Below are 24,794 nucleotides of genomic sequence, written 5' to 3'. Positions count from 1 at the left end.
CATGACCTCGTACAGCGAATACACCGAGTACACCGTCGGCGAGCCGATCCAGGACGACCGGGCCCCCTCCGGGCCGGTCAACGAGCGCTGGGACACCCGCCGCTTCCAGGCCAAGCTGGTCAACCCCGCCAACCGCCGCAAGCACACCATCATCGTGGTGGGCACCGGGCTGGCCGGTGGCGCCGCCGGCGCCACCCTGGCCGAGCAGGGCTACCACGTGGTCCAGTTCTGCTACCAGGACTCGCCGCGCCGGGCCCACTCCATCGCCGCCCAGGGCGGGATCAACGCGGCGAAGAACTACCGCAACGACGGCGACTCGATCCACCGGCTGTTCTACGACACCGTCAAGGGCGGCGACTTCCGCGCCCGCGAGTCCAATGTCCACCGCCTGGCGCAGATCTCGGTGGAGATCATCGACCAGTGCGTGGCCCAGGGCGTGCCCTTCGCCCGCGAGTACGGCGGTCTGCTGGACACCCGCTCCTTCGGCGGTGTGCAGGTCTCCCGCACCTTCTACGCCCGCGGCCAGACGGGCCAGCAGCTGCTGCTCGGCGCCTACCAGGCGCTGTCCCGCCAGATCGCGGCGGGCAACGTGGAGATGCACGCGCGCACCGAGATGCTGGACCTGATCGTGGTCGACGGTCGGGCGCGTGGCATCGTCGCCCGCGATCTGGTGACCGGCCGGATCTCCACGTACTTCGCCGACGCGGTGGTGCTGGCCAGCGGCGGCTACGGCAACGTCTTCTATCTGTCGACGAACGCCATGAACTCCAACGCCACCGCCATCTGGCGGGCGCACCGGCGCGGCGCGTACTTCGCCAACCCCTGCTTCACCCAGATCCACCCGACCTGCATCCCGCGCTCCGGGGACCACCAGTCCAAGCTGACCCTGATGAGCGAGTCGCTGCGCAACGACGGCCGGATCTGGGTGCCCAAGGCGAAGGGCGACACCCGTCCGCCCGCCGAGATCCCCGAGGACGAGCGCGACTACTACCTGGAGCGGATCTATCCGTCGTTCGGCAATCTGGTGCCGCGCGACATCGCCTCCCGGGCCGCGAAGAACGTCTGCGACGAGGGCCGTGGCGTCGGCCCCGGCGGCCAGGGCGTCTATCTGGACTTCGCCGACGCCATCGCCCGGATGGGCCGCAAGGCGGTCGAGGAGAAGTACGGCAACCTCTTCGACATGTACGAGCGGATCACGGCGGAGAACCCGTACGAGGTCCCGATGCGCATCTACCCCGCGATCCACTACACGATGGGCGGGCTGTGGGTCGACTACGACCTGCAGACCACCGTGCCGGGGCTGTTCGCGATCGGCGAGGCCAACTTCTCCGACCACGGCGCCAACCGGCTCGGCGCCTCCGCGCTGATGCAGGGCCTGGCCGACGGCTACTTCGTGCTGCCGTCGACCATCAACGACTACCTGGCCCGCAACCCGCACAAGGACGAGGTCGACGCCGCGCACCCGGCGGCCGTGGAGGCCGTGCGGGAGACCGAGGACCGGCTGGCCAGGCTGCTGGCCGTGGACGGCGACCGCACTCCCGACTCCTTCCACCGCGAGATCGGCGAGCTGGTCTGGGAGTTCTGTGGCATGGCCCGCACCGAGGAGGGGCTGCGCAAGGCGCTGGACCGCATCCCGCAGATCCGCGAGGAGTTCTGGCGGCGGATCAAGGTGCCGGGCACCGGCGAGGAGTTCAACCAGTCGCTGGAGAAGGCCAACCGGATCGTGGACTATCTGGAGCTGGCCGAGCTGATGTGCCTGGACGCCCTGCACCGGGCCGAGTCCTGCGGCGGCCACTTCCGCGAGGAGTCCCAGACCCCCGACGGTGAGGCGGCCCGCCGGGACGAAGAGTTCTCCTACGCCGCCGCCTGGGAGTTCACCGGCACCGGCGCCGCCCCCGTGCTCCACAAGGAGCAGCTGACCTTCGAGTACGTTCACCCCACCCAGCGGAGCTACGCATGAAGCTCACCCTGCGCGTCTGGCGCCAGAAGAACCCCGACACCCCCGGTGCCATGGCCACCTACGAGCTCGACGGCGTCTCCCAGGACATGTCCTTCCTGGAGATGCTCGACGTCCTCAACGAGGAGCTCATCGTCAAGGGGGAGGAGCCGGTGGCCTTCGACCACGACTGCCGTGAGGGCATCTGCGGTGCGTGCAGCCTGGTGATCAACGGTGATGCCCACGGCCCGGAGCGCACCACCACCTGCCAGCTCCACATGCGGTCCTTCCAGGACGGCGACACCATCGACATCGAGCCGTGGCGCGCCTCCGCCTTCCCGGTCATCAAGGACCTGGTGGTGGACCGCTCCGCGTTCGACCGGGTGATCCAGGCCGGTGGCTACATCACCGCCCCGACCGGGTCCGCTCCGGAGGCACACGCCACTCCGGTGCCCAAGGCGGACGCGGACTACGCGTTCGAGCATGCCGAGTGCATCGGCTGCGGCGCCTGCGTGGCGGCGTGCCCCAATGGCGCGGCGATGCTGTTCACCTCGGCCAAGGTCAACCATCTCAATGTGCTGCCCCAGGGCTCTCCGGAGCGGGAGACGCGGGTGCTGGACATGGTGGCCCAGATGGACGCCGAGGGCTTCGGCGGCTGCACCCTCACCGGTGAGTGCGCCACGGCCTGCCCCAAGGGCATCCCGCTGTTCTCCATCACCGCGATGAACAAGGAGTGGCTGCGGGCGACCCGCAAGGTCAAGCGCTGACCCCACTCCCCCGGAACGGCACCCCTCGACAACGCTCCGTGGACGGGGTGTCCCGGCGGCGGAGGTCTTTCCGGACGCTAGACCTCCGCCGCCCCCGCACATCCGGGGCGACGACTCCGGTGCCATCGGTTCATATACCCGCCGTCCGGCCGCTAGGTTGAGCGCATGTACGCCATGCGTCTCTCCCGGCGGGTGAACGCCCCCCGCTCCGCCGTCTACCGCGCGCTCCTCGACGCGAGCGCCGTCGCGGCCTGGCGGGTGCCCGAGGGCATGACCAGCCGGGTGCATGAGTTCGACGCCCGTGAAGGGGGCACCTTCCGCATCTCCCTCGTCTACGACGACCCGGCGAGCACCGGCAAGTCGGGTGGCCATACGGACACCCACCACGGCCGCTTCACCCGGCTGGTGCCGGATGAGCGGGTGGTCGAGGTGCTCGAGTTCGAGAGCGCGGACCCCGCGCTGCGCTCCACGATGACGATGACGACCACGCTCACCGACGCGGAGGGCGGCGGCACGGACGTCCACCTCCTGCACGAGGGAATCCCCGACGCCGTACCGGCCGCCGACAACGAGCTGGGGCAGCGCATGGCCCTGGACAAGCTGGCCGAGCTGGTCGAGACGGGCGGAGCGCCTCGGTAAGAGGCCCCGCGGCTACCGCCGGCCGCGCTCGAAGAACGCCTGGGCCAGGCCGTCGAGTACATGTCCCAGGCGGCGGTCGAAGGCGTCCTGCGGATCGGTGTGCCGAACGGCCTCCAGCAGGGCGCGCGCGGAGAGCGGGTACTCACCGCTCTCGGCGGCCTGGTCCAGGAACGAGGGCCCGGGCCCGGTCTCGCTCCCGTCGGCCAGGCGCTGTCGGGCCTCGTGCCGGCGGGCCTCGGCGAAGGCATGGCCCTGGACGAAGGCGAGCAGGGTCCGCCAGGCGTCGAGCATGTCGCCGGTGTCCAGCCCATGGCCGTCCAGAAGGGCCAGGGTGGACTCGGTCATCGCCAGCGTGCCCGGCCCGAAGTCCTCGGCATTGAGAGCGTGTCGGGCCAGCCAGGGATGGCGCAGGGTCACCTGGCGGATCCGGTGGGCCGCTTCGGTGAGATCGGCACGCCAGTCGCCGGTCGGGGGCGGGGCGATGGCCTCGGCGCTGACCCGGTCGACCATGAGGGTGATCAGGTCGTCACGGCTGTCGACATAGCGATAGAGGGACATGGCGCCCGCGCCGATGTGCTCGGCGACCTTCCGCATGGTCACCGCGTCGAGCCCTTGGGCGTCCGCGACCTCGATCGCGGCGACCGCGATGGCCTCGTAGGACAGCGCGGCTCGTGCCGCCTTCGCCGGTTGCGCGACCTTCTCCCAGTTCACCATGGGCAGTGATCGTACGCTAGCGTACGCCGTACTCCTCACGTACGACGTACGCGACCTACCTCGTGCCCTCCTCGGCCCCGCGCCGTCCCGACATCTGGAGCGCCACCATGGACACCACCACCCCCGCCACCGACTGCGATGTGCTGGTCGTGGGCGCCGGTCCGACCGGCCTCACCGCCGCCTGCGAACTCGCCCGACGCGGTGTCAGCGTCCGCGTCGCCGACAGTGCGGCGGCCCCCTTCAACGGCTCGCGCGGCAAGGGGCTGCAACCTCGCACCCTGGAAGTCCTGGACAACCTCGGGGTGGCGGGGCGCCTGATCACCCTCGGCCGCTTCCGCATGCCGGTCCGGTTCCACGACGCCGACGGCACCTTCCGGGACGTGGACCTCAGCGGCGGCGCCGAGCCGACGCCCGACAGCCCGTACGCCCGCACCCTGCTGATCCCGCAGTGGCGGGTGGAGGAGACCTTGCGCGAGCGCCTGGACCAGCTGGGCACCGAGGTGGAGTGGAACAGCCCGGTCGCCGATCTGGTGCGGCACACCGGCCATGTCGAGGTGGTGTTCGCCGACGGTGCGCGCGCCACGGCCCGCTATGCGATCGGCGCCGACGGCGGCTCGGGGACGGTCCGCCGCCTGCTGGACGTCGCGTTCCTCGGCGAGACCGACGAGGACGAGCGGATGCTGCTCGGCGATGTCCGGCTGGACGGCCTGGACCGCGACCACTGGCACATCTGGCAGGACCCCCAGGGCGGTTCGGTCGCGCTGTGTCCGCTGCCGGCCACCGACACCTTCCAGATCCAGGCGCCCATCGCCCCCGGCGACACCGGCGAACCGACCCTCGAGACCTTCCAGCGCATCGTGGACACGCTGATCGGGCCGGACGCGGTGCGGCTGCGCGAGGCCACATGGCTCTCGCGCTGGCGGCTGAACGTCCGTATGGTCGACCGCTACCGCGTGGGCCGGGTCTTCCTCGCCGGGGACGCCGCACACGTCCACTCCCCCGCCGGCGGCCAGGGTATGAACACCGGCATCCAGGACGCCGTCAATATCGGCTGGAAGCTGGCCGCCGTGCTCCACGGCGCCGACGAGTCACTCCTGGACACCTACCAGGCCGAGCGGCTTCCGGTGGCGGCGGCCGTGCTCGGCCTGTCCTCCCGCCTCATGGGACAGGGCGTCGGCGAGCACGGCGAGGACACCGAGCGGATGCTGCAGACGGGTCACACCTACCGTGGTGGGCCCCTCGCCCCCGCCGGGCCCGCGGAGGCGGAGGGGCCGAGCGCCGGGGACCGCGCACCCGACGCTCCCTGCCACCGGGCCGACGGGCGGCGGGTGCGGCTGTTCGACCTCCAGCGCGGCGGCCACTGGACGCTCTACGGATTCGGGGTACGGCCCCGGCCACCGCACCCCGCGGTCCGCGCCGTGGCCATCGACGGCGAGATCGGTGGCGATGTCGGTGGCGAGATCACCGACACCGGCGGCCACGCCCGGCGGGCGTACGCCGCCACCGACGGCGAGTGCGTCCTGGTCCGCCCCGACGGGCACATCGCCATCCGCAGCCACGATCAGGCGGCCATCGACGCCTACCTTCGCCCCGTCCTTCCCCCTTTCCCCTAGGCCGTTTCCCATAGGCCGCGCGGGCAGCGCGGACCGCCCCGGTATCAGCTCATGCGGGCCGATCGTCGCCGAAGGCGTTGAGGTGGGCGGTGAGGTCGTCGACGAAGCGTGCGAGAAGGCGGCCGAACACCTCGCGGTCATCGGGGCTCCAGCCGGCGAGGGCGTCGCTGAACCATCCGAGGACGGTCCGCATATAGCGGTCGGTGGCCGCCGCTCCCTCGGCGGTCGGCTCGATGAGCCGGGCCCGCTGATCGTCCGGATCGGTGACCCGGCGGACCAGCCCCCGCCGCGCCAACTCGTTGACCTGCCGGGTGACATGGGGCCCGACCACCTGCAGCCGCGCGGCGATCTCCCCCACGCGCAGTGGGGTGCCCGCCAGATGCAGGGCGACCAGCACCGACATCCCGGGGCGGTCCACGGATACGCCGGCGGCCTCCATGGCGCGCTCGGTCGCCCGGCCTCGGTTCAGGGCGCCGCTGAGCTGCGTCAGACGGGGCGCCATGAACACCGCACCGTGGCGTACGGTCCTGGTCTCCGGCGCCAGCATCGCCGGTCCCGCGCTGGCCTACTGGCTCCGCCGGTACGGCTTCGCGGTCACCCTCGTCGAGAAGGCGGCCGCACTGCGCGGTGGCGGCTACCCCATCGACATCCGCGGCACCGCGGTCGAGGTCGTCCGGCGGATGGGGGTGCTCCCCCGGCTCCGGGACGCCCACGTCGGCATCCGCCGGATCTCCTTCCTCGACGAGCAAGGCGATCCGATCGCCGCCGTCCGGCCCGAGGCCATCTCCGGCGGCGAGGAAGGCCATGACATCGAAATCCCGCGCGGAGAGCTGGCCGAGATCCTCTACGGCGCGATCCGGGACGACGTCGACATCCTCTTCAACGACTCCATCGCCACCCTCCACGACCACGACGGCGGGGTGGACGTGACCTTCCGCGGCGGCGCCCGGCGCACCTTCGACCTGGTCATCGGCGCCGATGGCATCCACTCGCACACCAGGAGCCTGGCGTTCGGCCCCGAGGAGCGCTACCACCGCTACCTCGACCACTGCTTCGCCGGATTCACCATGCCCAACCACCTGGGGCTCGCACACGAGGGGCTCACCTGGAACGTCCCGGGCCGGACCGCCGTCCTCTACGCGCCCCGCGACGACGACCGGGTCCACGCCTTCCTCAGCTTCCTGCGCCCCGAACCGCCCTTCGACGCCTTCCGCGACCCCACCGCCCAGCGCGACCTCGTGGCCGAGGTGTTCTCCGGGTACGGCTGGGAGGTCCCGCGCATGGTCGCCGCCATGCGCGACAGCGACGACCTCTTCTTCGACGTGGTCAGCCAGATCCATATGCCACGGTGGTCCACGGGCCGGGTCGGGCTGGTCGGCGACGCCGCCTACGCGCCGTCGTTCTTCTCCGGCCAGGGCTCGAGTCTGGCGCTGGTCGGCGCGTACGTCCTCGCCGGCGAACTGGCCGCACACGCCCGCCACGACGACGCCTTCGCGGGGTACGAGCGCACCCTGCGGTCGTTCGCCGAGCGGAACCAGGCCCTCGCCGGCGAGGGAAGCGCCGGCCTCTCCCCTCGCACCACCGAGGACCTGGCCCGGCGCAACAAGGCGCTGCGCGATCCGGCCGCCGTGCTCAACAGCGCAGGCCGGGAAACGCATTCGGCGCTGGCCCTCCCCGGCTACGACGGCTCCGGCGCCCCCGACGCCCCGTGAGGGCGGCGCCGCGTCAGCCGGTGGCGCCGATGGCCGAGGTGGGGCCCGAGCCGGAGCTCACGATGGACGGCACCCGGTCGGCGGGGTCGAGGGAGTAGGAGTAGTACGCCTTCGGGTCGAACGCGGTGCCACCGCTCTCGTTGCGGCCGGAGGTGTTGACGAAGACGTTGCCGCGCTGGACCAGGGTGGCGGTGCTGTCCTTGATGACGGGGTTCTTGAAGCCCTGGAAGTAGCTGTTCTCCAGCACCATCTTGGTGTTCCCCCGGGCGTAGTTGCCGTAGGAGGAGTTGATGTCCGTGCCGGGGTCGTCCTGCAGGTAGTTGTTGTACAGATGCGCATGGGCGATGTTGTCGGCGGACGGGTTGCGCTGCTCGCTCTCGCGGAACCAGTTGTGGTGGATCGTGATGTCGGCCGTGGTGTTCTCCGTCCAGCCGATGCCGAAGCTCTTGTTGTTCTGCTGGAGCCGGTTCCAGGACACCGTGAGACAGGTGGTGTCCTTACGGCTGTCGATCAGCCCGTCGGCCATATGGCGCAGATCGTTGTGATCGATCCACACGTGGTGGGCGCCGTCCATCTGGATGGCGTCCCAGTCGTGCTCCTTGTCGTTCCACGTGCCCTCGTAGGAGTCGCGGATCGTCAGATTCCTGAGGATGACGTTGTGCACGCCCTGGCCCAGGAAGAAGCCACCGCCCACGATCTGGCCCGACGTGCCCGAGCCCACGATCGTCTTGTCCGAGGCGACCTTGATCTCCTTGCCCTTGGGGTCCATGGTGATCGCCGCGGCCACGACGATGACGTACGGCTCGGATGCGGTCGCGTACTTCTCGAGGTCGGCGAGCGTGCGCACGGTGACCGTACGGCCGTCCCGGCCCCCGTACGTACCGTTCTGCCCGAGTGCGTCGACCGACGCGAAACCGTCGGCGACATCGGCCCTCCAGGACGCGGCGGCCGGCCCCCGCCCGCCCTCGGCGAACGCCCCCTGCCCCGGCTGGGCGACCGCACCGGCCAAGGCCAGAGCTCCGACGGCCACCCCCAGCACACGACGCCTGCCGTGTCCCACCCCTCGACGTTCGGCTTCCATGGCCCCTCACTCCCACTGCTCGACGGCTCCTGCCGTGCGACTGTCGTCACCGCGCACCAGGAGGTTGCCGGGGCGGCCCCATCGTCCTGTGGTGGATTCCCACCCCGTCTTGCCCACGCCGCGACCCGCTGACAGACTCCGGCAGCAAGCGCTTACCGACGGACGCACCACACCCATGAGCCGCCCCGGAGGGAACAGTGAGCGAACACGGTCGCAGGCAGGTGTTACGGACCGGCCTCGGCGCGGTCGCCGGATCGACGGTGCTCGGCGCCATCGGCGGCGCCACCCCGGCTTCGGCAACAACACCACGGCCCGACGGGCCACTTGGGGCAGATGACGCGGTGACCCGAGGTGGGTTGGAATCGGCCCGGGCGGACCTGCCGTGGGTGGCCGACCTGGGCGACGGGCGCTATCAGAACCCGGTGCTCAACGCCGACTGGTCCGACCCCGACGCGATCCGGGTGGGCCCGTACTTCTATCTGGTGGCCTCCACCTTCAACCGCGTTCCCGGACTGCCCGTGCTGCGGTCGGTCGACCTGGTCAACTGGACCGTCATCGGACACGCCCTGACCGAGCTGCTGCCCAAGGACCACTTCAGCGAGCCCAGGCACGGCGAAGGGGTGTGGGCCCCGGCCCTGCGCCATCACGACGGCAAGTTCTGGATCTTCTACCCCGACCCCGACTTCGGGATCTTCATGGTGACCGCCACCGACCCGCGAGGACCGTGGAGCACACCGCGTCCGGTCAAGCCGGGCAAGGGGCTGATCGACCCGTGTCCGCTGTGGGACGACGACGGGCAGGCATATCTGGTCCACGCGTGGGCGAAGAGCCGCAGCGGCATCAACAACCGGCTCACCCTGCACCGGATGAGCCCGGACGGGACCGCTCTGCTCGACGAGGGCCGGATCGTGATCAACGGCGACGACCTCCCCGGCTACACCACGCTGGAGGGCCCGAAACTCTACAAGCGGGACGGCTGGTACTGGATCTTCGCTCCGGCCGGAGGCGTCACCAACGGCTGGCAGTCGGCGTTCCGCTCCCGCTCCATCTGGGGCCCGTACGAGGACCGCATCGTCCTCGCGCAGGGCGACACCCCCGTCAACGGGCCGCACCAGGGGGCATGGGTGACCACCGGGAGCGGTGAGGACTGGTTCCTGCACTTCCAGGACCGTGGGGCCTACGGACGGGTGGTGCACCTCCAGCCGATGCGGTGGCGCACCGATGGCTGGCCGGTGATGGGCACCGACGACGGCAGCGGCCGGGGCGCGCCGGTGCTGGTGCACACCAAGCCGCGGGTGAAGGGGCCGACGGAGGTGACCGCGCCCGCCACCAGCGACGAGTTCACCGGAGCGGAGCTGGGGAAGCAGTGGATGTGGCAGGCGAACGCCGATCCGGCGTGGTGGTCGCTGCGCCGCTTCCCGAGCCGGCTCGCGCTGGTCTGCCGGCCGAGCCCGGTCGCCCATGACCTCCGGCTGCTGCCCAACGTGCTGGGCCAGCGGCTGCCCGCCGAGTCGTTCACCGCGACGACCTCGATGAGCCTGTCCACCGCGACGGCGGGGTCCCGGGCCGGGCTGGTGGTCCTGGGTGAGACCTACGCCTGGGTGGGCCTGTGCCACGACGGTGACCGGATCGTCCTCGTATGCCGTACGGCGGCGCAGGACGCCACCGAGGTGGACGCCGTCGCGCCGGTGCCGCCGCGGAGGGGGCGCTCGGCCGTACGGCTGCGGGTGAGTGTGCGGCCGGGCGCGGTGTGCCAGTTCGCGGCCGATGTGGACGGGCGGGGGTTCAGGCCGCTCGGGGCGCCGTTCCCGGCGACGGCGGGCAAGTGGATCGGGGCGACGCTGGGACTCTTCGCCACCGGTCCGGCGACCGGCGGCACGGGTGGCGTGGGGGCCGGGGGCATGGACGATGTGGCGGCCGACGGCACGGGTGGCGTGGCGGACGGACGCACGGGTGGCGTGGCGGAGTTCGACTGGTTCCGGGTGGGTCCGATTTCCTCGTAGATCGCCGATGACGGGCGCTTCGGAACCAGTCCCCGCGGATTGTGGTGCCCTGTCTGCCGGAAGGGGCACCCAGGAGGGCGCCCCGCGGAAGCCGGGAGGAACACCATGCGGGCCTACTTCCCCTGCCCGGCCGGGCAGGGGAAGCGCTCAGAGGCCGTAGCGGCTCTTCAGGTGGCGCCAGAAGTCACGGAGCATCCACTTGTCGAACTCCGTGATCTGCGTGGCGCTTCCCGCCTTCATGAGGAAGCAGCACTGGCCGGTCGGGCTCCAGTCGTAGAAGTCGTCGAGCCCGAAGGTGTGGCCGACTTCATGCAGGTAGATGTGGATGTTCTCCTGGTCCAGCGCACCGGTGAAGTACTCCTGCCCCACGCGCTGGCCCCAGTCCCCGCCGGCCCCGCCCTGGAACCCCTTCGTCAGCCACAGCGACTGGTCATAGTGGCGGGCCGCACCGCCGGGACAGCGCGAGTAGTCGCCGTCCTGGTGGAAGAAGCGGCCGCAGTCGGGGGAACACTGCGGGGCGCCGCCACTGTCGAGGTTCCCGGCGTAGATGTCGACCGAGTTGTCGGTCCACTGGAGCGTCGAGCGGTTCTTCACCGCCCAGCCGACGATGTTGACCGGCACGTTGGTGTACGGCCAGGCGTTGTGGCCCTTGCCGTTCTCCACCATGGCCGCCATCCACTTGGCGAACTGCTTCTTCAGCGCGGCGTGGATCTGGTCGCGCAGCGCGGCGCTGACCGGGGCGTCCGACTCCCAGCGGACGCAGTAGTTGACGCTTCCCCTGTTGGCCATGACCTGGTCCCAGCCGTAGTTGCGGAAGCCGTAGAGGTCCGGATAGGTCGACTCGACGTGGTTCCACACCTCGCCCAGCGGCTGGACGAGGTGCGCGGGCGGGTTCCAGTCGTCGGCGACCCGCGACGGGGCGGCCGTCGCGACACCGGGCGCGGCGACCAGCGCGGCCAAGGCGGCCAGCACGGTGGCCAGGCGCGCGAGGAATGAGCGCACTGTGAACTCCCTTGAGTAGCTGACGGGTTGTCAGCCTCAGGTCGTCGCCACGGCCGCATCGGTTGCCGTCGTGTGTGGCCCTCGGGAAGTGTCGGTACGGACATGGGCGGTGAGCGCGGCGGCCACGAACGACGCGACCAGCGGCCGGCGGTCCCGCTCGTTCCAGGCGAGCACGAGGCGGCTGGGCGGCGCGTCGGCCACCGGGACGCAGACCAGGTCGGCCGGGACCGGTTCGACCAGCGAGCGGGGCAGCACCCCGATCATCCGGCGCACCCTGATCATGTGCAGCAGCTGGACCGCGTCGGCGACGTCAGGCCCGGTGCCGTCGCCCCCGGGGACCCCTTTCCAGGGCGGCAGCGTCTCACCCTCCAGGTCGGACATGTGCACCGCGGCGCGCCCGGCCAGTCGGTGCCCGGATGGGACGATGACCACGCGGTCCTCGGTGTGCAACGTCTCGTGGGCCAGGCCGTCGAGATCGTCGAACGGCGCATAGAGCAGGCCGACGTCGGCCCGGCCGTCGCGCAGGATGTCGGAGCGGTCGGCGGGGCCGCTGAACAGGATGTCCACCCGGCGTGCGTCGGGCGTGTGGGCGTACTCGGCCAGGATCCCGGACAGCAGGCCGGCGTCGCCACCGGGCTTGAGCACGAGCCGCAGCTGTGCCTGGGTGTCTCCAGCGCGCCGGGCGTTCCGGACGGCGGCACCGACCGCGTTGAGCGCATGCCGCCCGTGCTCCCGCAACGCCTCCCCGGCCGGAGTGAGCTCGACGCGCCGGCTGGAGCGGAGGAACAGCGGGACACCGAGCCGGGTCTCGATCCGCCGGATCGCCTTCGACAGCGCCGGCTGGGCGATCGAGAGCCGGACGGCGGCCCGGCCGAAGTGCAGCTCGTCGGCGACCGCCAGGAAGTACTCGAGCTCGCGGGTCTCCAGTTCGATCATGCCTCCAGGTTATCGCCGGATTCCCAACCGGTCTTGGACACCGGTGGAGTGCGCCCCCAAGAATCGAGGCATGATCTACCACACGATGATCGTTTCCTTCGATCAGCCGCTGCCCGACACCGAACTCGACCAATACCTCACGGACATCGAACGCGTCATGCTCGACTCCGGTCTCGTGCGGTCGGTCGTGACCCGGCGCCACCTTCCCATCCCCGGCGAGGAGGCCATTCCGGCGCTGATCGCGACCGCGATCGTGCAAGTGGCCGTGGCCGACACCGAGGCGCTGGCGAAGGCGTTCACCGCGCCCGGCATGCACGAGGTCATCGAACACTGGCAGGCGCGGCACCCGTACAAGGTCGCCTGGGCGAACCACGAGCCGCTGGTATGAGCGACATGACCGGAAAGGTGGGTCTGGTCACCGGCGCCGGCAGTGGGATCGGCCGCGCGGCCGCGCTGGAGTTCGCCCGGGCCGGCGCCGCGGTCGCCGTGCTCGACATCGACGAGAGCACGGCGACCGAGACCACCGAGATGATCAGGAAGGACGGCGGGAAGGCACTGTCCGTTCCCGTCGACATCGCCGACGAACACTCCGTCCGGGCGGCCGTCGAGCGCACGGTCGCGGCCTACGGTGGGCTCGATTTCGCCGTCAACAACGCCGGCCTGGCCTCGCACCACCGGCAGCTCGACCAGATGCCCCTGGACGAGTTCGAGCGCGTGGTCCACGTCAACCTGGCCGGCACCTTCCTGTGCATGAAGTACGAGCTGCCCCTGCTCGAAGGCGGCGGCGCGATCGTCAACATCGCCTCCAACGGAGGCCTGTACGCGATCCCGACCGCTCCCGCCTACGTGGCCGCCAAACACGGCATCGTCGGGCTCACCAAGGTCGCCGCGGTCGACTACGCGCCGCGCGACATCCGGGTCAACGCCGTCTGCCCCGGCCCGACCCGCACTCCCGGGTTCGAAAGGGTGGTGGCCGGCACCGACATGCTCGCCATGCAGGAGGCCATCACACCGCTCGGCCGGCTGGCCACCCCGCAGGAGGCCGCGGCCGCGGCGGTCTGGCTCTGCTCGGACGCGGCGTCCTACGTCACCGGGATCGCGCTGTCGGTCGACGGCGGGCGGCGGGCGTAGGGGGTCGTCGGGGCCGTCGGAGCCGTCGGGGTCGAGGAGCACATGGCCACCGAGGCGTTCCCGCGCGTCGCGCAGGGCCTGGACGCCGTGCCGGACGACACCTGGCGCGCGGCGTGGACATCGTGCCGGGCAACGGTTCTGCACGGCCTGGACGTCCTGCCGGGCAACGGCTCCATGGCGTGCGGCCCGCTCACACCGGCCGGGTGGCCACCACCAGCCGGCAGCGCGGACTGCCCTCCGCCCGGCGGCCGAGGTCCTCCAGCGGACGCAGCTCGACCTCGAACCCGGCCCCGATCAGCTCCTTCCACACATCCCCGAGCCGGAAAGTCCGGTAGTACATCACGAACCGCGGCCGCCACACCGCGTTGCGCACCCGCATCGCGGTGTCGAACGCCAGGAGTGACCAGTACGGGCGGGACCCCGGGCGGGCCGGTGCCACGATCGGGAAGGCGAACCGGCCGCCCGGGCGGAGCACGGAGTGGACCTGGGCGAAGAGCCCGGGCCGCTCCCGCGGCAGGAAGTGGCCGAACGCCCCGAAGCTCACCGCCAGGTCGAAGACCGGCCCGAACGGAAGGGCGCGCGCGTCGGCGCGTACCCAGTCCGTGCGCGGGGCGTCCGGCACCGCCCGCGTACGGTCCCGGGCCACGGCCAGCATGCCCGCGCTGAAGTCGACGCCGGTGATCCGCTCCCGGCACACCTGCCGCAACACGCCCATGCCCGCGCCGGTTCCGCAGCACACGTCGAGGCCGGTGTCGAAGGGCCCGAGCGGGCGCAGGGCGCCGGTCACGGACGTCAGCACCGAGGCCGGGGTCCGGTACGCGGTGTGGTCGAACTTCGGGGCCAGCAGATCGTAGCCGTGCTCGACGGAGGACAGCGCCTGGACGACGAGTTCACGGAAGGTGGGGCCCTGGCCCTGAGGTGCGGACATCGCGCTCAGCATAGAGCCCACCGGGGCAGGGCGGCCGGGCGGAGGCCGTGGCCACGGCGATGGCCCGGTTCCGGCGATGATCCGGCCCGCCCGGCGATTATCCGTTGGAACGTGTCGGGAATGGCCCTGTGGGGCGGCCGGGGGCGGATCTAGCGTGGTGAACCGTCGCCGCGCCGGTTCCCGGTCGCGCCACCGAGCCGTCCGTGGAGGTGGCGCGGACGGTGCGTTTCGCCGTGCCGGGCGGCCAACGTTCCGTCACCCGCAGGAAGTTCTTCCGCAATGATCCAATACATCGCTCCGGTCTTCATCGGCCTCCTCTACGCGCTGCTGATGTCCCTGATCCGCGAACCCCACCGCCGGCGCTTCAACGCGATCATGGTCGGCGGGGCGGGCGCCGCCTACCTCAGCGGCGGCGGCCTGGACGGCTGGGAGTTCGCCTTCACCGTGGTCGCCACCTACGTGGCCTACCGTGGTCTGGAGTCGTGGACCTTCATCGGCGTCGGCTGGCTGCTGCACACCGCGTGGGACATCGTGCATCACATCAAGGGCAACCCCATCGTCCCCTTCGCCCATGGCTCGTCGCTGGGCTGCGCGATCTGCGATCCGGTCATCGCGCTGTGGTGTTTCCGGGGCGGCCCATCGCTGCTCCGGTCCTTCCGCAAGGGACGGCCCGAGGAACCGGCGGCCACTGCCCTGCCCGACTCCCTGTCCGCCGGGCAGGCGGTGGGAAACGGATGAGGGCATCGGCGCCGGGCCGCCCGCCCGGCGCCGTCTGCGCACCTGCTGTTCAGCGCCCGGTGCGCACCGCTTCGGCGGCCGGGCCGGTCCAGGCCCGCCACGTGGAGTGCCAGCCGCCGGGGCCGTCCGTACCGTACGCACCGTTCGTACGGACACCGGGTCCGGCCCAGGCGACATAGCCGTCGGGGCGGACCAGCAGGGCGGGGCCGGAGTCGGTGCGCTCGGCCTGGGCCACCTCGGTGTCGACGCTCGACGCGCCCCGCTGGCGGATCAGCAGAAAGCCGCCGGCCCGCTGCAGTTCCGTCAACCTGCCCTCGGCGAGGGGGACTTCGGTGGCGCGGGTGCCCACGAGCGCGTGCTGACGCCGTCCGCGCGGATAGCGCAGGGTGACACCGGTGAAGCCTCCGGCGATGGTGTCGCGCACCCGGCCGACACCCAGCACGGCCGGGGCCAGACGGTCGCGCAGCCACCGCGCCGGGCGTGGTCCGAGGGTGACGGCGCGCATGATCATCGATGATGTGTCGCGGTTACGTCTCGGGCTGGCCTGCCGCACCGACGACCCCCTCGCCGAGGCCCACGGCGTGACCTATGCCGACCTCGCCGAACGCCGCTTCATCGACTTCCCCGCGGGGTGGGGCGACCGCACCATCGTCGACAGCCTCTTCGGCGCCGCGGGGGTCCAGCGCACCGTGGCACTGGAGGTCGTCGACACCGCCACCGCCCTGACCATGGTCCGGCGGCGTCTCGGGCTCGCCTTCGTGCCCGAGGAAGCCATCGCCTCGCAGCCCGGCCTCACCCAGGTCGATCTCGCCGATCCGCCGCCGCTGCACGGCCTCGGCCTCGCCGCCTCGCGCAACCATCCCCCGTCCGAAGCGGGCCGCGCCCTGCGCCGGACCCTGCTGGCCGCGCGCTGACCGCGGCGTCGAAACCGGAGTTCTCACCAGCACTCTCCTCCGTGATGCGCTGATGCGCATTGACGGAGTGAGTACTCACTCCGTACCGTGTCCCGCATGACAGAGAAGGCAGAGAACCCCGCCACCCCGTCTCGTCGCCGCGCTCCGGCCATGGATCCCGACCAGCGCCGCGCGATGATCGTCGCCGCGGCGCTCCCCCTCGTCGTCGAATACGGCGCCTCCGTGACGACCGCGAAGATCGCCCGGGCCGCGGGCATCGGGGAAGGCACCATCTTCCGGGTCTTCGAGGACAAGGACGCCCTGCTCGCGGCCTGTATGGCGGAGGCCCTGCGGCCCGATGACACCGTGGCCCACCTGGAGTCGATCGCCCTGGACCAGCCGCTGGCGGACCGGCTCGCCGAGGCGGCCGACGTGGTGCGCGGGCACATGGCGCGCATCGGCGCGATCGCCGGAGCGCTCGCGGCGGCCGGGCGGCTGGAACGCATGGCGCCCAAGCCCGGCAAGGACGGGCGGCTCCCGGACCGCGAGGCGAGCCTGGCCCGGCCGCGCGCCGCGCTGGCCGCGCTGTTCGAACCCGACCGGGACCGCCTGCGGCTCGCCCCGGAACGGCTCGCCGACGCCTTCCAGTTGACACTGATGTCGGCCGGGCGCCTGGGCGCCCCCGACCCGCTGACCACCGAGGAAGTCGTGGACCTCTTCCTGCACGGTGCGCTCACGGCGCCAGAGGAGGCCCGGTGAGCGGACCCGACACCTACGAAGCGCTGCCGCCGGTTTCTTCTTCCAGGGCGCCGCGGTGCCGGTCGGGATCTTCCTGCCGCTGTACTTCCAGCACGTCCGCGGCCACTCGGCCACCGCCTCCGGTCTGCTGCTGCTCCCCCTGCTCATCGGCATGGCCCTGGGCAACCGGCTCACCGCCGCCACCGTGCTGCGCAGCGGGCACGTCAAGCCGGTCCTGCTGATCGGGGCGGGGCTGCTCACCGGCGGTACCGCCGCCTTCGCCGCCCTGCGGGCCACGACCCCTCTCGCGCTGACGTCCGTTCTGCTGCTGCTCGTCGGGCTCGGCGCCGGACCGGCCATGGGCGGGCTCACCATCGCCACCCAGAACGCCGTCCCACGTGCCGACATGGGCACCGCCACCGCGGGCTCCGCGCTCACCAAGCAGATCGGTGGCGCGGTCGGCCTGGCCTGCGCCCAGTCCCTGATCGGCCACTCCGGCGCGGCCGCGCCCACCGCCACGGCCATCGGCTCCACCGTCGCCTGGAGCGGCGGCGCCGCCGGACTCCTCGCCCTCGGGGCGCTGCTCCTCATGCGCGACATCCCCATCGCCACGGCCGGGAAGCGCCCCGGCGCACCCACTCCCCCGCCCGCCGTCTCCGGAGCGGCGCGGAAGGCCGATCGGCGCACTTGATCTCGAGCGCTCGACCGACCTGAAGGACCTCAAGCGCTCACTTGACCTCAAGCGCTTGAAGTGTCGGATGCTCGTCATATGACGGCGACAGAGACAGAGACCGAGGTCCGGGGCTCCCCGATGACCATCCAGCAGGTGTCGAGGCTGAGCGGCCTCTCCGAGCCGACACTGCGCTACTACGAGAAGATCGGCCTGATCCCCGCGGTGGACCGCGACCGGGACAGCGGCCACCGGCGCTACCACCCCCGCGTGGTGGAGACCATCAAGTCGCTGGGGTGCCTGCGATCCACCGGCATGAGCGTGCGGGACATGCGTGCCTACCTCAGTCTCCTCGACGAGGGCGCGGGGGGTGCGGCTCCCCTGCGTGACCTCTTCCAGCGCAACGCGGACCGCCTGGAGCGGGAGATCGCGCTCATGGAGGTCCGCCTGCGCTATCTGCGGCTCAAGGCGGACATGTGGGACGCCCGGGAGCGCGCCGACGCCGTTGCGGAGCACCGGGCGATCGACGAGCTCACGGACGTCATCGACGCGCTGTGAGGAACACCGGCGCGAGAAACACACTTGGGAAGGAATCCGAAGGACCCATGGAAGGCAAGACGACCCCCGTGTCCGCTGACGCCGTTGCCAACTCCCGTACCGACGCCGGTGATGGCGAACTCGTCCTGGTGACCGGAGGCAGTGGCTACGTCGGCACCCATGTGATCAGCGGCCTGCTGCGGAACGGCCATCGGGTCCGCACCACGGTCCGTTCACACGGCCCGGCCACCAGCGCCGCCACCAGCGCCGCCGCGAGCGTCCGGTCGGCCGTCGCGGCCTCCGGTGTCGATCCCGGCGGGCGGCTCGACATCGTCGGCGCCGACCTGACCGCGGATGACGGCTGGGACGACGCGATGGCGGGATGTACCCATGTCCACCACATCGCGTCACCCTTCCCCTCCGTCCAGCCGGACAACGCCGACGAGTTGATCGTCCCCGCGCGCGACGGCACCCTTCGTGTGCTGAGGGCCGCACGGGACCACGGTGTGCGGCGGGTCGTGATGACGTCCTCGTTCGCCGCGGTGGGATACAGCCCCAAGGACGGTGACGAGTACGACGAGAGCGACTGGACCGACCCCGAGGACGACAACCCGCCCTACATCCGCTCGAAGGCCATCGCTGAGCTGGCCGCCTGGGACTTCGTGGCGAAGGAGGGGGACGGCCTCGAACTGACGGTGATCAACCCGACCGGGATCTTCGGTCCGGCGCTCGGGCCCCGGCTGTCCGCTTCGACGGAGCACGTCCGGGCGATGCTGGAGGGGGCGATGTCGGCCGTCCCCCGCGCGCACTTCGGCATGGTGGACGTACGCGACGTCGCCGACCTCCACCTCCGGGCCATGACACATCCCGCCGCTGCCGGACAGCGCTTCCTCGCCGGCGGCGACCGGGCCGTCAGCTTCCTGTGGATCGCCCGGGTGCTGGCGGAGCACCTCGGCGAGCGCGCCGCCCGGGTGCCCACGCGGGAGTTCGACGACGAACGAGCGCGGGAAGCGGCCGGCGGGGCGGAGCGGGTGCCGGTCCTGCGCACCGAGAAGGCGCGTTCCGTGTTCGGCTGGGCCCCTCGCGACCCGGTGACGACCATCCTGGACACCGCGGAGAGCCTGTTCCGCCTGGGCCTGGTGAAGGGCTGACCCGCCTCTGGCCCGTACCGCCCGCGCCGTCCGCCGGTGTTCCCGTCCCGCCGTCCATCGGTGTTCCCCCGCCATGGGCTTCTTGGCGGGGGCGGTAAGATCGACGTCATGGAGTGATGACCCCGCACACCGATCCGTATGAACGCCGCCGTTCGAGCCCGTGCTCCGGCGTGGCGTGTGTTCGGTGTGCCCGCGGCACCCGTCATCCACTTCACAACGATCGGATCCGTATGACCGACGACAAGTTCCTCGACGATGTCGCCGAGCGACTCGCCGCCCTGCCCGCCGTGCGCGCCGTGACCCTCGGGGGCTCGCGTGCGCAGGGCACCCACACCCCGGAGAGCGACTGGGACCTGGCCCTGTACTACCGGGGCGGCTTCGACCCGGCCGCCCTGCGGGCCGTCGGCTGGGAGGGTGCGGTCTCCGAGCTCGGCGAGTGGGGCGGTGGTGTCTTCAACGGGGGCGCCTGGCTGACGATCGACGGACGGCGCGTGGACATCCACTACCGCGACCTCGAGGTGGTGGAACACGAACTCGCCGAGTCGCGGCGCGGCCGCTTCCACTGGGAGCCGCTGATGTTCCACCTCGCGGGCATCCCCAGCTATCTGGTGGTGGCCGAACTCGCCCTGAACCAGGTGCTGCGGGGCACCCTCCCCCGCCCCGAGTACCCGGAGGCGCTGCGTGAGGCGGCGCCCCCGGTGTGGCGCGGGCGCGCGGCCTTGACGCTGCGGTACGCCTCGGCCGCGTACGTGGCACGTGGCCAGGCCACCGAGGTCGCGGGGGCGGTGGCGACCGCCGCCCTCCAGACGGCACACGCGGTGCTGGCGGCGCGCGGTGAGTGGGTCACCAACGAGAAGCGGCTCCTCCAGCGGGCGGACCTGCGTGCCATCGATGCGATCGTGGCGGGGTTGCGGCCGGAGCCCACCGCCCTGGCCGAGGCGATCGCCGCCGCGGAGGCGCTGTTCGAGGCCGCGGGCTGAGCGGTGGCCTGGGGGCGGAGCGAGTCTCCGCCCCCAGGCCATCCGGGGCGCCGGGCCGGCCGCCGGTCTGTCATCCGCGCCGGGTGAGGATGCTCAGCGCGTTGGCCGCGACGATGGCGCCCACGCTGATCCACTCCATCCACCCCAGGCCCTGCCCCAGACCGACCCAGCCGACCAGTGCGGCGAGGACGGGGTTGACGCTCATGAAGAGCCCGAACGCCTGCGCGGGCACGCGGCGCAGCGTGAACAGGTCCGCGAGGTACGGCACGGCCGAGGAGAGGACGCCCGCGACGATGGCGTACGCCGCGGCGCTCACGGTCGGCGGCTGGTGGACGGCGACGGCGATCCCGACCGGCAGGAACATCAGCGCGGAGATCCCCGCGGCCGCCGCCGACCCCTGGGCGCCGGGGACTCGCCGCCCCACGGTGCGGTTGAGCAGGATGTACGACGCCCAGCACACGGCGGCCAGCAACCCCAGCCCCATGCCCAGGTAGTCGGCCGAGGGCCGTGGACGCATGAGGGTCACCACGGCGGCGGCCGCGACCAGCGCACAGCAGGCGTCCACGCGGCGCCGTGAGCCGGCGAGCGCGATGCACAGCGGGCCCAGGAACTCCAGGGTCACCGCCAGCCCGAGGCCGATGCGGTCGATGGCGCTGTACAGGGACAGGTTCATGGTGCCGAACACCACGGCGAGCCCCACCACCGGCCGCCACTGCCACCAGGTGAAGCTCCGCAGCCGGGGCCTGCCGACGGCCAGCAGGACGATCGCGGCCACGTACTGGCGGACGGCGACGACCCCGACCGGGCCGATGACGGGGAAGGCATGGGACCCGATCGCGGCGCCGGTCTGGTTGGACAGCCCGCTGCCGATCATCGTGGCCACACCGGCGAACCGCCGCCGGGTCGGCTGTTGCTCAAGGCCCGAGGCGGAGTCGGCAGGGGTCGGCGCGGTCCGGTGTGCGGTTTCCGCCGCTCGTATGGACGGGGTGCGTGACGCGGGGGCGAGTCGCATGCGTCGATCGTCCGCTCGGCCCGCGCATACGCAAAATGCGTTCGACGCGCCATCTATACGATGGGCGTATGGATGTGGAGCTACGGCAACTGCGCTGCCTCGTGGCCATCGTCGACGAGGGCACCTTCACCGACGCCGCCATCGCGCTCGGCGTCTCCCAGGCGGCCGTGTCCCGGACCCTGGCCGCGCTCGAACGCGCCCTGGGCACACGGCTGTTGCGGCGTACCTCACGTGAGGTGACCCCGACGGGCACCGGGCTGCGCGTGGTGGCACACGCCCGGCGGGTGCTGGCCGAGGTGGACGGCCTGATCCGGGAGGCGGTATCGGGCCACGCCCATCTGCGGGTCGGCTACGCCTGGTCCGCGCTGGGCCGCCACACCCCCGCCTTCCAGCGCCGCTGGGCACAGGCGTATCCCGAGACGGAGTTGCACCTCGTCCGCGTCAATTCCGCCTCCGCCGGGCTGACGGAGGGCGCCTGCGACCTGGCCGTGGTGCGCAGACCGCTCGACGAGCGCCGCTTCGACTCCGCCATCGTCGGGCTGGAGCGGCGGCTGTGTGCCGTGGCCGCCGACGACCCGCTCGCCAGGCGCCGCTCGGTCCGGCTGGCCGACCTCAGCGGGCGCACCCTGCTGGTCGACCGGAGGACCGGCACCACCACCGCGGAGCTGTGGCCGCCCGACTCCCGGCCGGCCACGGAGGAGACCCATGACGTGGAGGACTGGCTCACCGTGATCTCCGCGGGCCGCTGCGTCGGCATGACGGCGGAGTCCACCGCCAACCAGTACCCGAGGCCCGGAATCGCCTACCGGCCGGTCCGCGACGCCGAGCCGATCGCGGTGCGCCTCGCCTGGTGGCGGGACGACCCGCACCCCGCCACCCAGACCGCGGTCGAACTGCTCACCGCCCTCTACCGCAACGACTGACCCTGCCCCCGGCCCCCGCCCCCTCGGCCCTCCGGCCCCCGGATGGACTGTTCCGGATAATCCAGTACGGATCGAATTGTTACCCTGGGCCATATGACCGCCATGGCGCCCACCAAGACCGAAACCGACCTGTCGTTCCTCCTCGATCACACCAGCCACGTCCTGCGCACCCAGATGTCGGCCGCGCTCGCCGAGATCGGGCTGACGCCGCGGATGCACTGCGTACTGGTCCACGCCCTGGAGGAGGAGCGCACCCAGGCGCAGCTCGCCGAGATCGGCGACATGGACAAGACCACGATGGTGGTGACGGTGGACGCCCTGGAAGAGGCGGGTCTCGCGGAGCGGCGCGCCTCGACCCACGATCGCCGGGCCCGGATCATCGCGGTCACCGAGGAGGGCGCGCGGGTCGCCGAGCGGAGCCAGGAGATCGTGGACCGCGTCCACCGGGAGGCGCTGACGGCGCTCCCCGAGACCCAACGCGCCGCGCTGATAAGGGCGTTGACCCGGCTGTCCGAGGGGCATTTGGCCACGCCCGCCGAGAGCCCCCGCCCGGCCCGGAGGGCGCGGCAGCGCGAGAAGTAGAGCGGAGACGCCCGCGCGGCCCGTCACGCGGCCGTCGAGACCGGCAAGTAGAACCGAAACAAATAGTCTGCAACAAAACTATCTGCTACGGTCACTCCTGTCGCGCCTACTGACAGGAGTGTCCGCATGTCCGCCACCTCTCCCGACCCGACATCCCCCCGCGTCCCTCCTTCACGTCAACTGGCCCTCGGGGTCATCGCCACCGGCATGCTGATGGTGATCCTCGACGGCAGCATCGTTACGGTGGCCATGCCCGCCATCCAGAGCGATCTGCGGTTCTCCCCCGCCGGGCTCAGCTGGGTCGTCAACGCCTATCTGATCGCGTTCGGCGGTCTGCTGCTGCTCGGGGGCCGCATCGGCGATCACATCGGCCGCAAGCGCGTGTTCCTGACCGGTACCGCGGTGTTCACGGCGGCCTCGCTGCTCGCGGCCGTGGCCACCACCCCCGCGACACTGATCGCCGCCCGGTTCTTCCAGGGGGTCGGCAGTGCGATGGCCTCCGCGGTCAGCCTGGGCATCCTCGTCACGCTCTTCACCGAACCCGCCGAACGGTCAAAGGCGATCGCCGTGTTCAGCTTCACCGGCGCCGCCGGAGCGTCGATCGGCCAGGTGCTCGGCGGCCTCCTCACCGACACGCTCAGCTGGCACTGGATCTTCCTGATCAATCTGCCGATCGGACTGCTGACGCTCGCGGTCGCCCTGCCCGTCCTGCCCGCCGACCGCGGGCCGGGCCTCGCGGCCGGCGCCGATGTCCTCGGCGCCCTGCTCGTCACGGCCGGGCTGATGCTGGGCATCTACACCGTGGTCAAGGTGGCGGACTACGGCTGGACGGCGGCGCACACACTCGGCCTCGGCGCCGTCTCGATCCTCCTGATCGCCCTGTTCCTGGTCCGCCAGGCCACCGCCCGCACCCCGCTGATGCCCCTGCGGATCCTGCGGTCGCGCGGCGTGGCGGGGGCCAATCTGGTCCAGTTCCTGATGGTGGCCGCGCTCTTCTCGTTCCAGATCCTGGTCGCCCTCTATCTGCGCAACGTACTGGGATACGACGCCACCAGGACCGGCCTGGCCATGCTCCCGGCCGCCCTCGCCATCGGCGCGGTGTCCCTCGGCGTCTCGGCGCGGCTCAGCGCCCGCTTCGGTGACCGCGCGGTGCTGCTCACCGGGCTGGCGCTCCTGACCGGGGTCCTCGGACTGCTCATCCGCGTCCCCGTGCACGCCCGGTACCTCCCCGACCTCCTCCCGGTGATGCTGCTCGCCGCCGGTTTCGGGCTGGCCCTCCCGGCGCTGACCAGCCTCGGAATGTCCGGTGCGAAGGAGGGCGAGGCCGGGCTCGTCTCCGGGCTGTTCAACACCACGCAGCAAATCGGCATGGCACTGGGCGTCGCGGTGCTGTCCACCCTGGCCGCCTCCCGCACGGACACCCTGCTCGCCCGGGGCAGGGGCCGGGCCGAGGCGCTGACCAGCGGCTACCACCTGGCCTTCGCCGTCGGAGCGGGGCTCATCGTGGCGGCCTTCGCGGTGGCGTTCACCGTCGTGCGGCCGCCCGCGCGGAAATTCCCCGCCGCGCCACGGAACGCCGACCCGCGGAACGCCATCACTCCGGAAGGGGACGACATGATCATGACCAATATCGCTGGTGTTGCCCCTAGATAGGGCGTTTGACGTTGGACTATCCCTCAGATGCCACCACAGACTGACATGGCTGTGTTCCATTCCGGGGGAAGATGTTGGATCGCTCCTCGGGCACAGCTCAATGCACCTCAACCCGAAAGGAGTCGCTATGACGACGCGTGTCGAAGGCCAGGCCGCCATGGATTCCGCGAACGCGGACTTCGATCTGGACATCCGTTCCAGCCTGCGTGACCTGGAGGACAGTAAGGGGGCGACCGCGGCGAAGAGTGTCTCGATCCCCAATGGCCCCTGGACCAGCTCATGCCTCTGCTCGGTGATCTCGGGCTGCTGATGTCCGGCATCAGCTCCTGATTCCACCAAGGGCGCAGGGCCGGCCCGAAGCCTCCGAGCCTCGTACCGGCTCTGCGCCACCTCCTCCAGAGGGGAAGAATGGCCGTGTCTGCGTCCGGCGACAACGTATCGTTCCGCGCCTTGGA

The 24,794-nt window shown here is 71.6% G+C and carries 26 protein-coding genes and 1 pseudogene; 19 read left to right on the top strand and 8 right to left on the bottom strand.

All coding sequences use genetic code 11. The features are described from left to right. Position 1 precedes the first annotated feature (1 nt). The 3 genes from IEJ02_RS08330 (at position 2) to IEJ02_RS08320 (ending at position 3,342) form a co-directional block, all read left to right on the top strand. On the top strand, positions 2-1,960 hold the full coding sequence (locus IEJ02_RS08330; protein WP_191064147.1) for a fumarate reductase/succinate dehydrogenase flavoprotein subunit: 1,959 nt from the start codon (positions 2-4) through the stop codon (positions 1,958-1,960). After that, on the top strand, positions 1,957-2,703 hold the full coding sequence (locus tag IEJ02_RS08325) for a succinate dehydrogenase/fumarate reductase iron-sulfur subunit (RefSeq protein WP_137976501.1): 747 nt from the start codon (positions 1,957-1,959) through the stop codon (positions 2,701-2,703). Before IEJ02_RS08330 ends, IEJ02_RS08325 begins: the two co-directional genes overlap by 4 nt. A 165-nt stretch (positions 2,704-2,868) precedes the next feature. Beyond that, the gene (locus IEJ02_RS08320) at positions 2,869-3,342 is read left to right on the top strand and encodes an SRPBCC domain-containing protein (protein ID WP_191064146.1); all 474 of its coding nucleotides are present in this window, start codon (positions 2,869-2,871) and stop codon (positions 3,340-3,342) included. 12 nt (positions 3,343-3,354) lie between these two features. Here the strand turns inward: IEJ02_RS08320 and IEJ02_RS08315 are convergent, their stop codons facing one another. Then, positions 3,355-4,056, bottom strand: coding sequence for a TetR/AcrR family transcriptional regulator C-terminal domain-containing protein (locus IEJ02_RS08315; RefSeq protein ID WP_191064145.1), 702 nt, complete (start codon positions 4,054-4,056; stop codon positions 3,355-3,357). 107 nt (positions 4,057-4,163) lie between these two features. Here IEJ02_RS08315 and IEJ02_RS08310 point away from each other — a divergent pair, with 107 nt between their 5' ends. Further along, a complete protein-coding gene (locus IEJ02_RS08310; protein ID WP_191064144.1) occupies positions 4,164-5,669 on the top strand; it encodes an FAD-dependent monooxygenase in 1,506 nt (501 codons plus the stop codon). 49 nt (positions 5,670-5,718) lie between these two features. Here IEJ02_RS08310 and IEJ02_RS08305 read toward each other — a convergent pair whose 3' ends face one another. Next, complete coding sequence (locus IEJ02_RS08305; RefSeq protein ID WP_191064143.1) at positions 5,719-6,171, bottom strand: MarR family winged helix-turn-helix transcriptional regulator; 453 nt, start codon at positions 6,169-6,171, stop codon at positions 5,719-5,721. On the opposite strand from IEJ02_RS08305, the gene IEJ02_RS08300 reads away from it, so the two are divergent. Further along, complete coding sequence (locus tag IEJ02_RS08300; RefSeq protein WP_191064142.1) at positions 6,170-7,381, top strand: FAD-dependent monooxygenase; 1,212 nt, start codon at positions 6,170-6,172, stop codon at positions 7,379-7,381. The two genes, IEJ02_RS08305 and IEJ02_RS08300, sit on opposite strands and share 2 nt — an antisense overlap. Before the next feature lie 19 nt (positions 7,382-7,400). On the opposite strand, the pseudogene IEJ02_RS08295 reads toward IEJ02_RS08300, so the two are convergent. Beyond that, positions 7,401-8,462: pseudogene (locus tag IEJ02_RS08295) on the bottom strand (pectate lyase family protein); the annotation flags it as partial. Between the two features lie 356 nt (positions 8,463-8,818). Between IEJ02_RS08295 and IEJ02_RS08290 the strand changes: the two are divergent. Beyond that, positions 8,819-10,465 carry a glycoside hydrolase family 43 protein gene (locus IEJ02_RS08290; RefSeq protein WP_370467008.1) on the top strand — a complete coding sequence of 549 codons (1,647 nt, stop codon included), beginning with the start codon at positions 8,819-8,821 and terminating at the stop codon, positions 10,463-10,465. Between the two features lie 147 nt (positions 10,466-10,612). Here the strand turns inward: IEJ02_RS08290 and IEJ02_RS08285 are convergent, their stop codons facing one another. Next, positions 10,613-11,467 carry a hypothetical protein gene (locus IEJ02_RS08285; protein ID WP_191064140.1) on the bottom strand — a complete coding sequence of 285 codons (855 nt, stop codon included), beginning with the start codon at positions 11,465-11,467 and terminating at the stop codon, positions 10,613-10,615. A 36-nt stretch (positions 11,468-11,503) separates the two neighbouring features. Then, positions 11,504-12,403, bottom strand: a complete 900-nt coding sequence (locus tag IEJ02_RS08280) for a LysR family transcriptional regulator (protein WP_191064139.1) — start codon at positions 12,401-12,403, stop codon at positions 11,504-11,506. 70 nt (positions 12,404-12,473) lie between these two features. On the opposite strand from IEJ02_RS08280, the gene IEJ02_RS08275 reads away from it, so the two are divergent. Then, on the top strand, positions 12,474-12,791 hold the full coding sequence (locus IEJ02_RS08275; RefSeq protein ID WP_137976510.1) for a hypothetical protein: 318 nt from the start codon (positions 12,474-12,476) through the stop codon (positions 12,789-12,791). Beyond that, positions 12,788-13,534 carry an SDR family NAD(P)-dependent oxidoreductase gene (locus IEJ02_RS08270; RefSeq protein WP_191064138.1) on the top strand — a complete coding sequence of 249 codons (747 nt, stop codon included), beginning with the start codon at positions 12,788-12,790 and terminating at the stop codon, positions 13,532-13,534. The genes IEJ02_RS08275 and IEJ02_RS08270 overlap by 4 nt, the downstream gene beginning before the upstream one ends. A 190-nt stretch (positions 13,535-13,724) precedes the next feature. Here the strand turns inward: IEJ02_RS08270 and IEJ02_RS08265 are convergent, their stop codons facing one another. Further along, positions 13,725-14,462: a class I SAM-dependent methyltransferase gene (locus IEJ02_RS08265; RefSeq protein ID WP_191064137.1), complete on the bottom strand. Its 738-nt coding sequence runs from the start codon at positions 14,460-14,462 to the stop codon at positions 13,725-13,727. A gap of 282 nt (positions 14,463-14,744) precedes the next feature. On the opposite strand from IEJ02_RS08265, the gene IEJ02_RS08260 reads away from it, so the two are divergent. Next, a complete protein-coding gene (locus IEJ02_RS08260; RefSeq protein ID WP_317985764.1) occupies positions 14,745-15,200 on the top strand; it encodes a DUF6010 family protein in 456 nt (151 codons plus the stop codon). Between the two features lie 49 nt (positions 15,201-15,249). On the opposite strand, the gene IEJ02_RS08255 is transcribed toward IEJ02_RS08260, so the two are convergent. Then, complete coding sequence (locus IEJ02_RS08255; protein WP_191064136.1) at positions 15,250-15,705, bottom strand: aromatic-ring hydroxylase C-terminal domain-containing protein; 456 nt, start codon at positions 15,703-15,705, stop codon at positions 15,250-15,252. On the opposite strand from IEJ02_RS08255, the gene IEJ02_RS08250 reads away from it, so the two are divergent. From IEJ02_RS08250 to IEJ02_RS08225, 6 genes are all read left to right on the top strand, one after another. Then, the gene (locus tag IEJ02_RS08250) at positions 15,704-16,114 is read left to right on the top strand and encodes a LysR substrate-binding domain-containing protein (RefSeq protein ID WP_191064135.1); all 411 of its coding nucleotides are present in this window, start codon (positions 15,704-15,706) and stop codon (positions 16,112-16,114) included. The two genes, IEJ02_RS08255 and IEJ02_RS08250, sit on opposite strands and share 2 nt — an antisense overlap. 96 nt (positions 16,115-16,210) lie before the next feature. Then, entirely contained in the window at positions 16,211-16,852 is a 642-nt protein-coding gene (locus tag IEJ02_RS08245) for a TetR/AcrR family transcriptional regulator (protein ID WP_223863569.1), read from the top strand. Further along, the gene (locus tag IEJ02_RS08240; RefSeq protein ID WP_191064134.1) at positions 16,821-17,522 is read left to right on the top strand and encodes an MFS transporter; all 702 of its coding nucleotides are present in this window, start codon (positions 16,821-16,823) and stop codon (positions 17,520-17,522) included. The genes IEJ02_RS08245 and IEJ02_RS08240 overlap by 32 nt, the downstream gene beginning before the upstream one ends. A 78-nt stretch (positions 17,523-17,600) precedes the next feature. Next, positions 17,601-18,059, top strand: coding sequence for a MerR family transcriptional regulator (locus IEJ02_RS08235; protein ID WP_191064133.1), 459 nt, complete (start codon positions 17,601-17,603; stop codon positions 18,057-18,059). A 47-nt stretch (positions 18,060-18,106) separates the two neighbouring features. Further along, on the top strand, positions 18,107-19,189 hold the full coding sequence (locus IEJ02_RS08230) for an SDR family oxidoreductase (protein WP_191064132.1): 1,083 nt from the start codon (positions 18,107-18,109) through the stop codon (positions 19,187-19,189). A gap of 230 nt (positions 19,190-19,419) precedes the next feature. After that, complete coding sequence (locus tag IEJ02_RS08225; RefSeq protein WP_191064131.1) at positions 19,420-20,169, top strand: nucleotidyltransferase domain-containing protein; 750 nt, start codon at positions 19,420-19,422, stop codon at positions 20,167-20,169. Between the two features lie 70 nt (positions 20,170-20,239). On the opposite strand, the gene IEJ02_RS08220 is transcribed toward IEJ02_RS08225, so the two are convergent. Then, positions 20,240-21,181: an EamA family transporter gene (locus tag IEJ02_RS08220; protein WP_191064130.1), complete on the bottom strand. Its 942-nt coding sequence runs from the start codon at positions 21,179-21,181 to the stop codon at positions 20,240-20,242. Between the two features lie 68 nt (positions 21,182-21,249). Here IEJ02_RS08220 and IEJ02_RS08215 point away from each other — a divergent pair, with 68 nt between their 5' ends. From IEJ02_RS08215 to IEJ02_RS08200, 4 genes are all read left to right on the top strand, one after another. Beyond that, entirely contained in the window at positions 21,250-22,104 is an 855-nt protein-coding gene (locus IEJ02_RS08215) for a LysR family transcriptional regulator (RefSeq protein ID WP_191064129.1), read from the top strand. A gap of 93 nt (positions 22,105-22,197) precedes the next feature. Next, entirely contained in the window at positions 22,198-22,686 is a 489-nt protein-coding gene (locus IEJ02_RS08210) for a MarR family winged helix-turn-helix transcriptional regulator (protein WP_191064128.1), read from the top strand. A gap of 126 nt (positions 22,687-22,812) precedes the next feature. Next, positions 22,813-24,339, top strand: a complete 1,527-nt coding sequence (locus tag IEJ02_RS08205) for an MFS transporter (RefSeq protein WP_191064127.1) — start codon at positions 22,813-22,815, stop codon at positions 24,337-24,339. A gap of 127 nt (positions 24,340-24,466) precedes the next feature. Continuing rightward, on the top strand, positions 24,467-24,649 hold the full coding sequence (locus IEJ02_RS08200) for a hypothetical protein (protein WP_191064126.1): 183 nt from the start codon (positions 24,467-24,469) through the stop codon (positions 24,647-24,649). The last annotated feature ends 145 nt before the right edge of the window (positions 24,650-24,794 follow it).

This window comes from Streptomyces sp. 5-10, assembly GCF_014712245.1.
Lineage (GTDB): Bacteria > Actinomycetota > Actinomycetes > Streptomycetales > Streptomycetaceae > Streptomyces > Streptomyces violaceusniger.
This window is presented reverse-complemented; position numbering and strand designations above follow the sequence as displayed.

Coding starts and splice junctions, on each gene's coding strand:
- IEJ02_RS08330 (WP_191064147.1), top strand. CDS start 2: ATGACCTCGTACAGCGAATACACCGAGTACACCGTCGGCGAGCCGATC.
- IEJ02_RS08325 (WP_137976501.1), top strand. CDS start 1,957: ATGAAGCTCACCCTGCGCGTCTGGCGCCAGAAGAACCCCGACACCCCC.
- IEJ02_RS08320 (WP_191064146.1), top strand. CDS start 2,869: ATGTACGCCATGCGTCTCTCCCGGCGGGTGAACGCCCCCCGCTCCGCC.
- IEJ02_RS08315 (WP_191064145.1), bottom strand. CDS start 4,056: ATGGTGAACTGGGAGAAGGTCGCGCAACCGGCGAAGGCGGCACGAGCC.
- IEJ02_RS08310 (WP_191064144.1), top strand. CDS start 4,164: ATGGACACCACCACCCCCGCCACCGACTGCGATGTGCTGGTCGTGGGC.
- IEJ02_RS08300 (WP_191064142.1), top strand. CDS start 6,170: ATGAACACCGCACCGTGGCGTACGGTCCTGGTCTCCGGCGCCAGCATC.
- IEJ02_RS08305 (WP_191064143.1), bottom strand. CDS start 6,171: ATGGCGCCCCGTCTGACGCAGCTCAGCGGCGCCCTGAACCGAGGCCGG.
- IEJ02_RS08280 (WP_191064139.1), bottom strand. CDS start 12,403: ATGATCGAACTGGAGACCCGCGAGCTCGAGTACTTCCTGGCGGTCGCC.
- IEJ02_RS08275 (WP_137976510.1), top strand. CDS start 12,474: ATGATCTACCACACGATGATCGTTTCCTTCGATCAGCCGCTGCCCGAC.
- IEJ02_RS08270 (WP_191064138.1), top strand. CDS start 12,788: ATGAGCGACATGACCGGAAAGGTGGGTCTGGTCACCGGCGCCGGCAGT.
- IEJ02_RS08265 (WP_191064137.1), bottom strand. CDS start 14,462: ATGTCCGCACCTCAGGGCCAGGGCCCCACCTTCCGTGAACTCGTCGTC.
- IEJ02_RS08250 (WP_191064135.1), top strand. CDS start 15,704: ATGATCATCGATGATGTGTCGCGGTTACGTCTCGGGCTGGCCTGCCGC.
- IEJ02_RS08255 (WP_191064136.1), bottom strand. CDS start 15,705: ATGCGCGCCGTCACCCTCGGACCACGCCCGGCGCGGTGGCTGCGCGAC.
- IEJ02_RS08245 (WP_223863569.1), top strand. CDS start 16,211: ATGACAGAGAAGGCAGAGAACCCCGCCACCCCGTCTCGTCGCCGCGCT.
- IEJ02_RS08235 (WP_191064133.1), top strand. CDS start 17,601: ATGACGGCGACAGAGACAGAGACCGAGGTCCGGGGCTCCCCGATGACC.
- IEJ02_RS08230 (WP_191064132.1), top strand. CDS start 18,107: ATGGAAGGCAAGACGACCCCCGTGTCCGCTGACGCCGTTGCCAACTCC.
- IEJ02_RS08225 (WP_191064131.1), top strand. CDS start 19,420: ATGACCGACGACAAGTTCCTCGACGATGTCGCCGAGCGACTCGCCGCC.
- IEJ02_RS08220 (WP_191064130.1), bottom strand. CDS start 21,181: ATGCGACTCGCCCCCGCGTCACGCACCCCGTCCATACGAGCGGCGGAA.
- IEJ02_RS08215 (WP_191064129.1), top strand. CDS start 21,250: ATGGATGTGGAGCTACGGCAACTGCGCTGCCTCGTGGCCATCGTCGAC.
- IEJ02_RS08210 (WP_191064128.1), top strand. CDS start 22,198: ATGACCGCCATGGCGCCCACCAAGACCGAAACCGACCTGTCGTTCCTC.
- IEJ02_RS08205 (WP_191064127.1), top strand. CDS start 22,813: ATGTCCGCCACCTCTCCCGACCCGACATCCCCCCGCGTCCCTCCTTCA.
- IEJ02_RS08200 (WP_191064126.1), top strand. CDS start 24,467: ATGACGACGCGTGTCGAAGGCCAGGCCGCCATGGATTCCGCGAACGCG.